This window comes from Dyadobacter alkalitolerans DSM 23607 (assembly GCF_000428845.1).
GTDB classification, from domain to species: domain Bacteria; phylum Bacteroidota; class Bacteroidia; order Cytophagales; family Spirosomataceae; genus Dyadobacter; species Dyadobacter alkalitolerans.
This window is the reverse complement of the sequence record NZ_AUAS01000001.1, coordinates 665,583-678,722: the sequence shown is the minus strand read 5'-3', so window position 1 is coordinate 678,722 and position 13,140 is coordinate 665,583. Positions and strand designations below refer to the sequence as shown.

Genomic DNA, 13,140 nt, shown 5'->3' with positions numbered 1-13,140 from the left:
TTTGTACAATATGAAGTATATTTAATAAAGCCTTTTGGAAAAATATAATTTATTAATATTCAAGTTGAACGAAATTTATTTGATTGAAATATGCGTACGATAATGCTGGTTGGTGGGATAATCATTGTGCTCGTGCTGGGAAAACTTTTCGTTTTCTCTAAGCCGGGAAAGGATAAGCCCTCGGAAGTGAAAGGAGCGGGAAGCAAAGGAGGCGGTTCGTCCGGCGGATCAGCAGTGCCGGTCAATGTGTATGTTGTTAAAAGAGAAACGATTGAAAATCAAATTTTCGCGTCCGGAACGGTGATTCCCAATGAAGAGGTTAATGTAATGGCGGAAGCGTCGGGCAGGTTGGTTTCATTGAATATCAAAGAAGGCGCATTTATTGAAAAAGGTCAGCTTATCGGCAAGATCAACGACCGCGAGTTACAAGCACAATTGCAGAAAGTTGCTTACAATCAGGATCTTACCAAGAAAATTGAAGCGCGCCAGAAGAAACTTCTGAATGTGGAAGCGATTAATCTGGAAGAGTATGATGTGACTTCGAATAACATCAGGATTCTTGAAGCTGAAAAGGAAGTCCTGGAAGCCCAGCTGGAAAAAACGGAGATCAGGGCACCGTTCAGTGGCCGAGTAGGATTGAAATACATTAGCGAAGGCGCATATCTGGCGCCGGGTACGCCCATCGTAACCATCGTTCAAAGCAATCCGGTGAAGGTGGATTTTACTGTCCCGGAAAAATACGCGCCCAATATTAAAGTTGGTAATGTCGTGAAGTTCAATCTCGACGGTGATGCCTCGACTTACAACGCAAAAATCCTCGCGATAGATCCGAAAGTGGAGGAAAGCTTACGAACGCTGAAAGTACGGGCCATAGCGCCAAATCCTGCGGGGCGGTTTGTTCCAGGCATGTTTGTGAAGATCCTGGCAGACCTGGATGCCAATAAATCGGCCATGATGATTCCTACCGAAGCCATTGTGCCGGTTTTGAAAGGAAAAAAAGTTTTTGTCGTGAAAAATGGAAAAGCCCAGGAAGCAATGGTTGTGACCGGGCTGCGCACAGACCAGAAAATACAGATAATCGAAGGTTTGCAGCCAGGCGACTCGCTGATCACCTCCGGGATTATCGCTATCAAGCCCAATACGGCCGTGCGGGTGAACTGAGGAAGGATCGTGAACATGTCAAAACCAATGTCAGCCGACATTAATCTCCAATTATGAGTATATCAACACTCTCTATCAAGCGACCGGTCCTGGCGATTGTCATGAACCTGCTGATCATCCTGTTCGGGTTTCTTGGATATAAATTTCTGGGAATGAGGGAATTTCCTTCCATTGACCCGCCCGTGGTGTCCATCCGGACCAGCTACACGGGTGCCAATGCGGACATTATCGAATCCCAGATTACAGAACCGCTTGAAAAGCAGCTGAACAGCATTGAAGGCATCAAGTCCATCAACTCCACAAGCAGCCAGGGAACGAGCCAGATAACGGTTGAATTTGATATTGGTGTGGACATGGAACGCGCGGCCAACGACGTGCGGGATAAGGTAGGCTCTGCTTCCCGGACATTGCCATTGGATATCGACGGGCCACCAGTGGTTGCCAAGGCAGATGCGAACTCGGAACCCATCATCGTGCTGACATTCAAAAGCGATACACGGTCGCATCTGGAAGTAAGCGACTATGCGGAAAATGTGATCGCGCAGCGTTTGCAGACTATTGAAGGCGTGAGCGAGATCCGGATCTTTGGGCAGAAAAAATACGCCATGCGGATCTGGATGGACCCGATTAAGATGGCTTCGCTCGGCATTACCACGCAGGATGTGAAGATTGCGCTGGATAAGGAAAATGTGGAGCTGCCGAGTGGGAAACTGGCTGGAAATAATACGGAGCTGACTGTAAAAACAATCGGAAGGTTCAGGACGGAAGAGGATTTTAACGAAATGATCGTTAAGAATTCCGCCACGCAAACCATTCACTTGAAGGACATTGGCCATGCAATACTGGGCCCGGAAAATGAGGAGACGATTCTAAGACTGGACAATATTCCGATGATCGGCCTGGCCATTTCACCTATGCCGGGAGCTAATTACCTGAACATTGCAGAGGAAGTCAACAAGCGGATGGCGGACATCAAGCGGGAGCTTCCAAAAGACTATCAGCTTGATACGCTGATCGATAACACGATTTTCGTGGAGCGTTCGATCGAGGAAGTGGGGGAAACGCTGCTTATCGCCATCGTACTCGTTGTGATCATTATCTATCTCTTTTTCAGGGATTGGCTGATTGCATTCCGGCCTCTGATTGACATTCCGGTGTCACTGATCGGGACATTTTTTGTCATGTACATTATGGGTTTTTCCATTAATGTGCTAACGCTGCTGGCTATCGTGCTGGCAACCGGACTTGTGGTGGATGACGGGATTGTCGTCACGGAGAATATTTTTAAGAAGATAGAACAGGGGATGGGCCCGATCGAGGCGGCCATTAAAGGAGCTAATGAGATCATTTTTGCGGTTCTGTCCACTTCTATCACGCTGGCGTCGGTGTTCCTGCCTGTTATTTTTATGGAAGGTTTTGTAGGAAAACTTTTCCGGGAGTTTGGGATCGTGATCTCTGCGGCGGTTTTGATCTCTGCATTCGTTTCGCTGACGCTTACACCGATGCTGAATGCTTACCTGGTTCGTAAAACGCACAAGAAGAGCTGGTTCTACGAAAAAACGGAGCCGTTTTTTGAGAACATTACCAATAGTTATGGCAATGCTTTGGCCCGGTTTCTGAAAATGCGCTGGGTTGCTATTCCCATTGTGGCAGTTACGGTGGGAATGATCTGGTTTTTTGGAAAAGGCCTGCAATCGGAACTGGCTCCGTTGGATGATCGTAACTGGTTCAGGATCAACATGACAACGCCGGAAGGGTCTTCATTTGAATTTACGGATCGCTATGTACAGGAAGTTAGCAATATGCTGATGGATTCCATGCCGGGCAGAAAAGGTTTAATGCTCATCACGTCTCCGGGTAACTCGGGCTTAGGCGCAGCCAATACGGGAAGTGGAAGGATTGCATTGGTTGATAAAAAAGAGCGCAAAGAATCACAGCAGGAAATTGCGGATTATATCAATCAGAAATTAAAATCCATGCCCGACGCCAAGTCGTTTGTGGTGCAGCAGCAGACCATTTCCGTGGATTCGCGGGGCGGCTTGCCGATTCAATACGTAATTCAGGCGCCGGATTTCGAAAAGTTGCGAGAGTATCTTCCCAAATTCATGGAAGAAGCTTCAAACGACCCGACATTCGCGATCACAGACGTTAATCTAAAATTCAGTAAACCCGAAATCCAGATTGTGATTGACCGTGAAAAGGCGAAATCGCTGGGTGTTACGGTTCAGGACGTGGCGCAGACAATGCAGCTTGCATTTGCAGGTCAGCGCTTTGGATATTTTACGATGAACGGTCGTCAGTATCAGGTGATCGGGCAATATGATCGTGAGAACCGGGATGAGCCACTGGATCTCAAAAGTATGTTTGTAAAAACGGCAAACGGAAGCATGGTGCAGCTGGACAACATTGTAAAGGCAGAAGAGGAAAGCAGTCCGCCGCAGCTTTTTCATTACAACCGTTACATGAGCGCAACCGTACAGGCTGCCTTGGCACCTGGCAAAACGATTGGTGACGGCATTGCGGCCATGGACAGGATTAGGGATAAATTGAAAGATGAGGCCATTCAAACATCATTGAGCGGATCGTCCAGGGATTATGCCGAAAGTTCTTCGAACACCATGTTCTCCTTCTTCCTCGCTTTGATATTAATCTATTTCATCCTGGCGGGTCAGTTTGAAAGCTTTGTAGATCCGCTCATTATCATGTTTACGGTGCCGCTGGCCATCGGAGGCGCTGTGTTCTCGCTATGGTTTTTTGACCAGACATTAAACATTTTCAGCCAGATCGGAATGATCATGTTAATTGGATTGGTTACCAAGAACGGGATTCTGATTGTAGAGTTTGCGAATCAGCTGAGGGAAAAGGGCCTTGGGATCCAGGAAGCCGTTCTCGAAGCAGCCACATTGCGTTTCAGGCCGATCTTGATGACGAGTCTGGCTACGATCCTGGGTGCATTGCCGATTGCTATGGCACTTGGCTCAGCAGGCAAAAGCCGGATGTCAATGGGAATTGTGATTATGGGTGGGCTGTTGTTCTCGCTCGTACTGACCTTATATGTGATCCCGGCCATTTACACATTCTTTTCAAGACCAAAGGACTTCAAGAAAATGAAAATGATCGAGCAGGTTGCGCGGGAAAGTGAAGCACTGGATCCGGTGTGATCAAGCCCTGCCCATGCTTTTGAGCATTCTCACATGCGAACCGAGCGCATTGCCGAAGTTGGCTTTGGCATTATAATCCAATCCGAATTCTTGTGCCGTTGCCTGCACAATAGGCGATAGCGCATGGTAATGTATGTGGGAAATGGATGGAAATAAATGATGCTCGATCTGATAATCAAGTCCGCCGATATACCAAGACAGTAAGCGGTTTTTTCCTGCAAAATTAGAAGTAGTCTGCAACTGATGTACGGCCCAGGCATTCTCTACGCAACCCGAATCATCCGGCTCTGGCTGATGTACACCCTCTACAACATGCGCCATTTGAAAAACTGTGCTCAGGATCATTCCGGCGGTGCAATGCATGGCCATAAAGCCAATAAACCATTGCCCGAAAGTGAGCGAAGTAAATGCAAGTGGAATGACGCAGATGAACACAATGTAGGCCACTTTTGTAAAAACCAGCTTAATTAGCTCTTTCCGGGGAAAAGGCTTTGTCATGCCTGATTCCGACATTTTATTAAAAAGAGAAATTTCCTTGAAATCCTTCCAAAGGAACGACAAGGTCATTAAGCTGTATAAAAAGAAAGCGTAAATGTGCTGGAAACGGTGAATTTGCTTTTGCTTTTCCTGAAATGACAGGCGCAGCAAAAATTTCCCGGTAATGTCTTCGTCTACTTCGTGAATGTTGGTAAATGTATGATGGAGCCTGTTATGCTGCACTTCCCAGTTGTAAGCGTTGCCGCCCAGCAGATAAATAGACGCCCCGAAAATTTTGTTAAGCACATTAGAATTCGCGAGTGAACCATGGATCGCATCATGCATGACCGACATGCCAACGCCTGCAACACCAAACCCCATCACGATGGCCAGCAAAAACATCGTTAAGTTGGAAAAAGCGCCAGTCAGGATCAGAATATAAGGAATCAGATAAAGGCTGAGCATGAAAAAGGCTTTATAAATAATCTGCTTACCTCCGGATTTGCATATGTTATTGGCAGAGAAATACTGATCAACCCGCTGTCGTAATGTGGGAAAAAAAGTGCTTTTGGCAGCGTTTGTAAATTTGATCTTTTGATATTGCATAGAAAGTAAGCAGTAATTTGGTAATCAGTTCATTATAATTATACTTTCCTTGGGAACGTAAATTGTCGGTAATTATTAGCTTATCACAATTGTTTATTAGCCGTTCAGTCAAAAATTGCGCAATAACGGAAATTTCGAAATTATATGGATGCCTAAGGCAAAAAAATAAGGCCGGTTATAAGCCGGCCTTATAAAAACTGATAAATTATATGCTTACAATGCGAACTTCTCTTTAATTGCGTCTACGAAGTCAAGCTTTTCCCAAGTGAACAATTCCACTTCCACTTCTTTTTCTTCGCCGTTTGCTCCTTTGAATGATTTTTTAACGACTTCATTCTTGCGGCCCATGTGTCCATAAGCAGCAGTTTCGGAATAAATCGGGTTTCTCAATTTTAATCTCTGCTCAATTGCGTAAGGACGAAGGTCAAAAATCTCGCTGATCTTCAAAGCAATCTCGCCGTCGTTAACCGAAACTTTTGATGTTCCGTAAGTATTAATATACAATCCGCAAGGCTCAGCCACGCCGATAGCGTAGGAAACCTGCACAAGCACTTCGTCGCAAAGGCCCGACGCAACCATGTTCTTCGCAATGTGACGTGTTGCATAAGCGGCAGAACGGTCCACTTTGGAAGGATCTTTTCCTGAAAATGCACCACCACCATGTGCCCCTTTTCCACCGTATGTATCCACGATGATTTTACGTCCTGTAAGTCCTGTGTCTCCGTGCGGGCCACCAATTACAAATTTGCCGGTTGGGTTGATATGGAAAGTAATGTCGCCTGTGAACAGCTTCTGCAATTCAGGAGTAAGCTTACCTTTTACGCGTGGGATAACGATGTTGATCACATCTTCTTTGATCTTCGCAAGCATTGCTGCCTCTGCGTCAAAATCATCGTGTTGTGTGGAAACAACAATAGTATCGATGCGCAAAGGAACATTGTCATCGCTATATTCGATCGTCACCTGCGATTTTGCATCCGGGCGAAGATATGGGATCAGGCTGGATTCGTTATTTCTGATCGAGGACATTTCTTGCAGGATCTTGTGAGCAAGGTCCAATGCCAACGGCATATAGTTTTCAGTTTCGCGTGTGGCGTAACCAAACATCATCCCCTGGTCACCAGCGCCCTGTGCATTTGCCTTTTCTTCGAAGCTTTCGGAAGCAACCGCACGGTCAACGCCCTGGTTAATGTCTGCGCTCTGATCGTGGATAGCAGATAAAATACCGCAGGAATTGGCTTCAAACATGTATTCACTTTTCGTGTATCCGATCTTTCTGATAACCTCGCGGGTTATTTTCTGAACATCCAGATAAGTATTAGTCTTCACTTCTCCGGCCAAAACCACCTGTCCGGTTGTAACCAGCGTTTCACAGGCAACCTTACTATTGGTGTCCCAGGCTAAAAAGTTGTCAATTAAAGCATCTGATATTTGATCGGCGACCTTGTCAGGATGTCCTTCAGATACGGACTCCGAGGTGAATAAGTATGGCATAAATTGAAAATGTTAATTCGGCAAAAAAATGAGCAGCTAGTGTATGGATCAGAAAACAAAATTGAATTTTTTTGAGATATTAACCAAATAAATGGGAGTTAAAAACCATCCAGAATGCACGTATTAGCGTCGTGCAGCAGGCTTATATAAACCGAAAAGCCCGCTTTTGCAGGAAAGCGGGCTTTTCAATTTAGTGCTATTTTTCAAATCGGAACATTCACATGGCGTTCCGCGTGGTAACTGGATCTTACCAGCGGGCCGGACTCTACGTATTTGAGTCCGCGTCTCAGTCCTTCTTCCCTGTAATTATCGAACATTTCAGGAGTGATCCACTCAATCACTTCGTGGTGCATTTTGGTAGGTTGCAGATATTGACCCAAAGTAAGGATATCCAGGCCATTCGCAGCCAGATCGTCCATGGCTTTGTATACTTCGTCCTGTGTTTCGCCAAGCCCAAGCATAATGCCCGATTTTGTGCGCTGACCGAAGGCTTTGGTTCGTCTGATCTGCTCCAGACTTCTTTCATACTTGGCCTGAGGACGTACCGCACGGTATAAACGTTCCACAGTTTCCATATTATGCGACACCACTTCCTGGCCTGCCTCAATCATGTGGATCAATGCGTCCCAGTTGTTCTTAACGTCGGGAATCAATGTTTCAATGGTTGTTTCTGGCGTATTTTCTTTCACCTGTCTCACCGTCTGATACCAGATTTCTGCGCCCCGGTCTTTCAATTCGTCACGGTTTACAGAAGTAAGCACTGCGTGTTTAACCTGCATCAGCTTAATGGCTTCTGCCACCCGTCTTGGCTCGTCAGTATCATATTCGTTAGGCCGGCCTGTTGCTACGGCGCAAAAGCTGCAACTTCTCGTACAAACATTGCCCAGGATCATAAAGGTAGCCGTTCCGGCGCCCCAGCATTCGCCCATGTTCGGGCAGCTTCCGCTTTCGCAGATGGTATGTAGTTTATAATTATCAACCAGTTGCCTTACTTTCCTGAATTCAGGTCCGGCTGGCAGCTTCACCCTCAACCAATCTGGTCTTTTCTTGCGCTCTGAGGGAATAACAGGTAATTCAATCATATTTAATCGTAATCTCTGACAGTCCTGTTTGTAAAACCAAAACCATCAATTATTAATATATTATCGTTTTTTGCTTCCGAAATAAAGGGTCAGATAACCCGACGTAAAGAAGCTTCTATTCTCGGCAAATGCCATGATCTGCACTTTTCTGGTAAACGCTTCTGCGATGAAACCAATTTCAACGCCGGTTACATTTTCGCGAAAAGCGCTTAATTCGAAGCTCATTGCGGTTTTTACGTGTAATCCCGGAACAATTTTAGTTTGTCCAAAACCCTGAAAAAAGCTTCCTGCTCCCACGATCCCGGTCGTTTGCGTACTTCCGGCATGTTTCACAGGATCAAAAGGCTCCGTAACAACACGTCCGTCGGAACTCTGAAACTGAACCATATAAGGCTTTTCCAACCCGAGTGACGGTCCTGCTGCAACGATCCCGCTGATTGAAATACCTTCATCGTCTTGCCTGCTGAACAATGTGAGCTCCCGTCCGTATTCTGGTCTTAATACAAATAAATAGTTCTGCTTACCATAAACCAGTCTTGCGCCGGTCACAAAATCCTGCTGTGAAAGCTCTTTCGGGTGCTTTACATTCACCAGCTCAACTGCAAGATATCTGTATTGATTTTTGCCGAATAACTTGGAACCCAGGGCCGATGACTGCCTGAAAACCGCACCGCCCAAAATGCCGGAGTTGGTGTTGGTAGTGATCCCAAAAGATGTAAAAGATTTATAGCTCTCCTCACTGTCCTCTACCTTCGCCCGCCGTTGCGCATATATATCTGTTGATAGTGCAAACAGAATAGATACTGATAGTAAAAATTTTACACGCATCATATATTTAGATCTAGATCGCTGTTACAATTGAAGTGTTGTATGAACAGTGAAAGTACAAAATTATAGTGTAAAGCCGCGGAATATCGCCTCCACATTAACGGTTTTTTGTACATTTATGTTCTTTAAACCGGAAAAGAAATAAAAAAGCCTGCCAGCCCTCCCGCGCTTCCGGGATTTGCAGGAATTAATTTTTTGCTAATCTTCTTTTAATCAGAACCTTTTGTCCGAAGTTATCTATCAAAGCGCAATCAGCACCGTCGCCTCTTTGATGCGTGTTGCGGCTTTATTTAATCAAAAAATCAAGCTTGGTGTTGCCGGACGTGACGGGTTGCTGGATGAGCTTGAAAATTCGTTTCAAAAGCAGGTAAACGGGCGATCTGTGGCTTGGTTTCACGCGGCTTCGCTGGGTGAATTTGAACAAGGAAGGCCGGTTATCGAAGCGTTCAAAGCGCAGTTTCCCGATCATTTCATTTTGCTGACATTCTTTTCTCCGTCAGGTTATGAAGTGAGAAAAAACTATAACGGGGCAGATTATATATGTTACCTGCCCTGGGACACGGCCTCGAATGCAAAACGTTTTGTGAAAATTGTGCAGCCTAGCTTCGCGTTTTTTATCAAATATGAATTTTGGTATAACTATCTCCGCGAACTGAAAAAAAGCCGCGCACGCATTATTTCCTTCTCAACAATCTTCCGGCCGGATCAGATTTTCTTCAAAAAACGAGGCAGCTTTTTCAAAAAGATGCTGGGTTATTTCGATCACATTTTTGTACAAAATAAACAATCGCTCACATTGCTGTATGGCATAGGCGTGCAACAATGCAGCCTGGCAGGAGATACGCGGTTTGATAGGGTGTCTGCCATTGCAGCTCATGTTAATGACCTTCCGGAAGTTGCTGCTTTTCGTGATAATAAGCTTTGTCTGATTGTAGGATCGGCCTGGGCGGCTGATATGCAGGTGCTTATCCCTGTTTTAAATCACTTCAAAGGTGAATTGAAAGCGATTATAGCACCGCACGAAATCCATGCGGACGAGATCGCGCAGTGGCGAAAGGAAATGAACTGTAAGACGTTGTTGTACTCCGAACTTTCTCCAAACGTCAACGCTAAGGAATATGATTATCTGGTGATTAATAACATTGGCATGTTATCGTCATTATACCAATATGGAAATATGGCCTACATTGGCGGCGCATTTGGTTCAGGTTTACATAACATCCTGGAAGCGGCCACTTTTGGCATTCCTATAGTTTTTGGAAACAAAAAATATCATAAGTTTCAGGAAGCGGTTGACCTTATCGACAGGAAAGGTGCTGTTGCCGTTGCAGATAAAGAGGAACTGATCGGCGTTATCAATCAATGGGTTAATGCAGAAGAAATCCGGAAACAAGCGGGAAATGTCAATAAGAATTACATTGCGGAAGGCGTAGGATCCACTGACATGATCCTGAATGAAGTAAAAAAAATGAAAGGCTGATTCCATGCATAATAAGCATTAAACCAGCCCTTATATTATTTCAGGAAAATTCCTTGGCAATCAGATGCTCAAATAAATGCGCCTGCGTGCCCAGTAACCTGGCTTTTGCTCCTAATTTCGAAATGTGGATAGAAAGCGAGTTTTTGAAATCAGAAAGGCAATATTTGTTGATGGCCTGCTCAATCGGGTTTGAGATAAATGGCCCTGCTTCTGCCAGCAATCCGCCTACTATAATGACTTCGGGATTGAAAAGGTGAACTGCTGTTGCCAAACCTTTGCCCAGCTCGGTGCCTACCGTGCTTAATAAGTCAATCGAAAATTCGTCGCCCGCATGCACGGCTTCAATGATGTGCGAAGTGTCGAGCAGATCGAGATTGTTATTGACGATCTGTGATAGAATGGTTGCTTTTCCACCTTTAATGCCGTCCTTGGCTCTTCGGATTAATGCGATGGCGGATGTGATCGTATCCAGACAGCCGATTTTTCCGCAATGACATAAAAGTCCGTCGGGTTTTACCTGAATGTGCCCCAGCTCGCCCGCGAAACCAGACGCACCGTTGAAAACTTCACCGTTAATGATAATGCCTAATCCTACGCCCCAGTCAATGTTGATGGTCAGGACCTGAGATTTTTCTCTTGCAAAACCAAAGCGGTGCTCTCCGATCGTGGTTGCTTTTGTATCATTAAAAAGGCAAACCGGCAGCTTGAAATGTTTCGTCAGATGCGAAACCAGCGGAACTCCGGGAGGCGTCAGGTTAAGATAAGTCAGGTTGATTCCCTGGGAGGAATTGATGAGGCCAGGCATCGATACGCCTATGCCCCATAACTTGCTGACATTGATATTGTTGGATTTAAGAAAATCGTCGCTTGCTTCAAAAAGTTGTTCGAGGAAAGTAGAAGAATCGTCGAGGCGGATATCAACTTTTCGCTTTAAAATCAGTTGGTTATGTAGGTCGAAAATCACGAGTTGCGTATCATGGCGGTTAATGTCCATAATAAGCGTCAGGTATTTTTTCGAATTCAGTCCGTATAACACCGGCGGCCTGCCTGCGCGTGCCGGACCCGTTCCGGTTTCAATGATCCAACCTTCACGGATGAGCTCGTTCACGATGCCCGTTGCCGAGGGAATGCTGGCATGGAACAAACGTGCCATTTTGTTGATCGAAGTGTCACCGGATTGGTACAAATGAAGCAACAAGTTACTTCTGATACGGTTTTTACGAATATCAATAACCGAATTCGGTTCTTCTACAACTAAGTCCATTATGTGGAGTGTAAAGGTATTTTGTATAAGTATTCTTAAAATTTTTATGATTAACGGTCACTAATGTATGCAAAAACCACTAAAAGAGGCTAAATATTAAAAAATATTATTATCCATAATGGTAGACGGCAAATAAAAAACCGGGTCGACCAAAAAACTACTTAATTTTATTTGGCGATTTTGCCGTGTCTGGCGGCATTACGTGAAACTCAGATTAAATTCGCTATTTGCAAAAAAAGACGGAATGGAATTAGTTAAAGGTTTGGTTTTGCGGTCAACTGGTTCATGGTATGATGTGCGGGACAGTCGCGACGGTCATATCTGGCAATGCAGGTTGAAGGGAAAGTTTAAAGCGCTTGGATTGAAAGTGACCAATCCGATCGCCGTAGGCGACAATGTGCGGTTCGAGGAGGAAGATGAGACGCAGAATTTTGGCATCATCCACGAAATCATGCCCCGTGAAAATTACGTGGTACGGCGCTCCGTACACAAGACGGCACACGCGCATTTGATCGCCGCGAATGTTGATCAGGCGATTTTAATTGCCACATTGGTTTTTCCAAGAACTTCTCTGGGTTTTATAGATCGCTTTCTCGTTGCCATTGAGTCGTTCCGGATTCCCGGCGTATTGATTTTCAATAAGCAGGATCTGCTGAATGATGATATGAAGGAATTTCAGGCCGAGCTGATGGAACTTTACGAAAGCCTCGGATATACTTGCATGGCCACCACAGCGGTAAGCGAGGAAGGACTGGAAGAATTTGCTGCATTATTAGGCGGAAAAGTTTCGTTGCTTTCGGGTCATTCGGGCGTGGGTAAATCCACATTGGTCAATGCAATAGCGCCGGACCTGGATATTAAAACGCAGGAGGTTTCAACCTTTGCAAATAAGGGCGTCCATACGACAACTTTCGCCGAAATGTTCGAGCTGGAGCCTGGCACATTCATCATTGATTCACCCGGAATTAAGGAACTGGGGCTTTCGGATATGAAGGCAGAGGAAATCAGTCATTACTTTCCGGAAATGCGCGAACTGCTGAACCAATGCCGGTTTAATAATTGTCAGCATATCAACGAGCCCGGGTGTGCAGTGAAAGACGCGGTTTCCGAAGGCCGCATTGCGATCAGCCGTTACGAAAGTTATTTAAGTATGGTGGGTGGGCAGGATAACAGAAAGTAATATGAAAAATGTCGAGCACATTGGCATTGCGGTTAAGGAGCTGGAGGCTGCCGAAAAGTTGTTTTCGAGTCTTCTGAATTCCCAGCCCTACAAGCGTGAAACTGTCGCTTCCGAAGGTGTTTTGACGTCTTTTTTCAAGGTTAACCAAACCAAAATAGAGCTCCTGCAATCCACAGATCCGGAAGGCGTAATCGCCCGGTTTATCGAAAAAAAAGGAGAAGGCATTCATCACGTCGCGTTCGAGGTTGACGACATTGTTTTGGAAATGGAGCGGCTAAAAAAAGAGGGTTTCGCCTTGTTAAGCGAAACCCCCAAACCCGGAGCTGATAATAAGCTCGTTTGTTTTTTACATCCTAAAACCACAAATGGCATGCTGATCGAGCTTTGCCAGGAAATCAAGCCCTGAT

General features: G+C 45.3%; 10 protein-coding genes. 5 read left to right on the top strand and 5 right to left on the bottom strand.

Translation table 11 applies throughout. The features are described 5' to 3' along the window. Positions 1 to 90 precede the first annotated feature (90 nt). Positions 91 to 1,161 carry an efflux RND transporter periplasmic adaptor subunit gene (locus G395_RS0103000; RefSeq protein WP_026628716.1) on the top strand — a complete coding sequence of 357 codons (1,071 nt, stop codon included), beginning with the start codon at positions 91 to 93 and terminating at the stop codon, positions 1,159 to 1,161. A 53-nt stretch (positions 1,162 to 1,214) separates the two neighbouring features. Further along, complete coding sequence (locus G395_RS0102995; RefSeq protein WP_026628715.1) at positions 1,215 to 4,322, top strand: efflux RND transporter permease subunit; 3,108 nt, start codon at positions 1,215 to 1,217, stop codon at positions 4,320 to 4,322. Here G395_RS0102995 and G395_RS0102990 read toward each other — a convergent pair whose 3' ends face one another. The 4 genes from G395_RS0102990 to G395_RS0102975 form a co-directional block, all read right to left on the bottom strand. After that, entirely contained in the window at positions 4,323 to 5,264 is a 942-nt protein-coding gene (locus tag G395_RS0102990) for a fatty acid desaturase family protein (RefSeq protein WP_229203925.1), read from the bottom strand. Positions 5,265 to 5,618: 354 nt separating this feature from the next. Continuing rightward, positions 5,619 to 6,899 (bottom strand): methionine adenosyltransferase, encoded by a 1,281-nt coding sequence (gene metK, locus G395_RS0102985; protein ID WP_026628713.1) that lies wholly within the window; start codon positions 6,897 to 6,899, stop codon positions 5,619 to 5,621. A 203-nt stretch (positions 6,900 to 7,102) separates the two neighbouring features. Beyond that, positions 7,103 to 7,981: a lipoyl synthase gene (lipA, locus tag G395_RS0102980; RefSeq protein ID WP_026628712.1), complete on the bottom strand. Its 879-nt coding sequence runs from the start codon at positions 7,979 to 7,981 to the stop codon at positions 7,103 to 7,105. Positions 7,982 to 8,041: 60 nt separating this feature from the next. Next, positions 8,042 to 8,812, bottom strand: a complete 771-nt coding sequence (locus tag G395_RS0102975) for a hypothetical protein (RefSeq protein ID WP_026628711.1) — start codon at positions 8,810 to 8,812, stop codon at positions 8,042 to 8,044. Positions 8,813 to 9,032: 220 nt separating this feature from the next. On the opposite strand from G395_RS0102975, the gene G395_RS0102970 reads away from it, so the two are divergent. Then, the gene (locus G395_RS0102970) at positions 9,033 to 10,289 is read left to right on the top strand and encodes a 3-deoxy-D-manno-octulosonic acid transferase (protein WP_026628710.1); all 1,257 of its coding nucleotides are present in this window, start codon (positions 9,033 to 9,035) and stop codon (positions 10,287 to 10,289) included. 40 nt (positions 10,290 to 10,329) lie between these two features. Here G395_RS0102970 and G395_RS0102965 read toward each other — a convergent pair whose 3' ends face one another. Further along, positions 10,330 to 11,553, bottom strand: a complete 1,224-nt coding sequence (locus G395_RS0102965) for an ROK family transcriptional regulator (RefSeq protein WP_026628709.1) — start codon at positions 11,551 to 11,553, stop codon at positions 10,330 to 10,332. Between the two features lie 244 nt (positions 11,554 to 11,797). On the opposite strand from G395_RS0102965, the gene rsgA reads away from it, so the two are divergent. Both rsgA and mce read left to right on the top strand, forming a co-directional pair. Further along, a complete protein-coding gene (gene rsgA / locus G395_RS0102960; RefSeq protein WP_026628708.1) occupies positions 11,798 to 12,733 on the top strand; it encodes a ribosome small subunit-dependent GTPase A in 936 nt (311 codons plus the stop codon). A 1-nt stretch (position 12,734) separates the two neighbouring features. Then, positions 12,735 to 13,139, top strand: coding sequence for a methylmalonyl-CoA epimerase (gene mce / locus G395_RS0102955; protein ID WP_035360236.1), 405 nt, complete (start codon positions 12,735 to 12,737; stop codon positions 13,137 to 13,139). Position 13,140 lies beyond the last annotated feature (1 nt).

Excerpts from the sequence above, each read along its gene's own strand:
- G395_RS0103000 (WP_026628716.1), top strand. The coding sequence starts at position 91 with ATGCGTACGATAATGCTGGTTGGTGGGATAATCATTGTGCTCGTGCTG.
- G395_RS0102995 (WP_026628715.1), top strand. The coding sequence starts at position 1,215 with ATGAGTATATCAACACTCTCTATCAAGCGACCGGTCCTGGCGATTGTC.
- G395_RS0102990 (WP_229203925.1), bottom strand. The coding sequence starts at position 5,264 with ATGCTCAGCCTTTATCTGATTCCTTATATTCTGATCCTGACTGGCGCT.
- metK (WP_026628713.1), bottom strand. The coding sequence starts at position 6,899 with ATGCCATACTTATTCACCTCGGAGTCCGTATCTGAAGGACATCCTGAC.
- lipA (WP_026628712.1), bottom strand. The coding sequence starts at position 7,981 with ATGATTGAATTACCTGTTATTCCCTCAGAGCGCAAGAAAAGACCAGAT.
- G395_RS0102975 (WP_026628711.1), bottom strand. The coding sequence starts at position 8,812 with ATGATGCGTGTAAAATTTTTACTATCAGTATCTATTCTGTTTGCACTA.
- G395_RS0102965 (WP_026628709.1), bottom strand. The coding sequence starts at position 11,553 with ATGGACTTAGTTGTAGAAGAACCGAATTCGGTTATTGATATTCGTAAA.
- rsgA (WP_026628708.1), top strand. The coding sequence starts at position 11,798 with ATGGAATTAGTTAAAGGTTTGGTTTTGCGGTCAACTGGTTCATGGTAT.
- mce (WP_035360236.1), top strand. The coding sequence starts at position 12,735 with ATGAAAAATGTCGAGCACATTGGCATTGCGGTTAAGGAGCTGGAGGCT.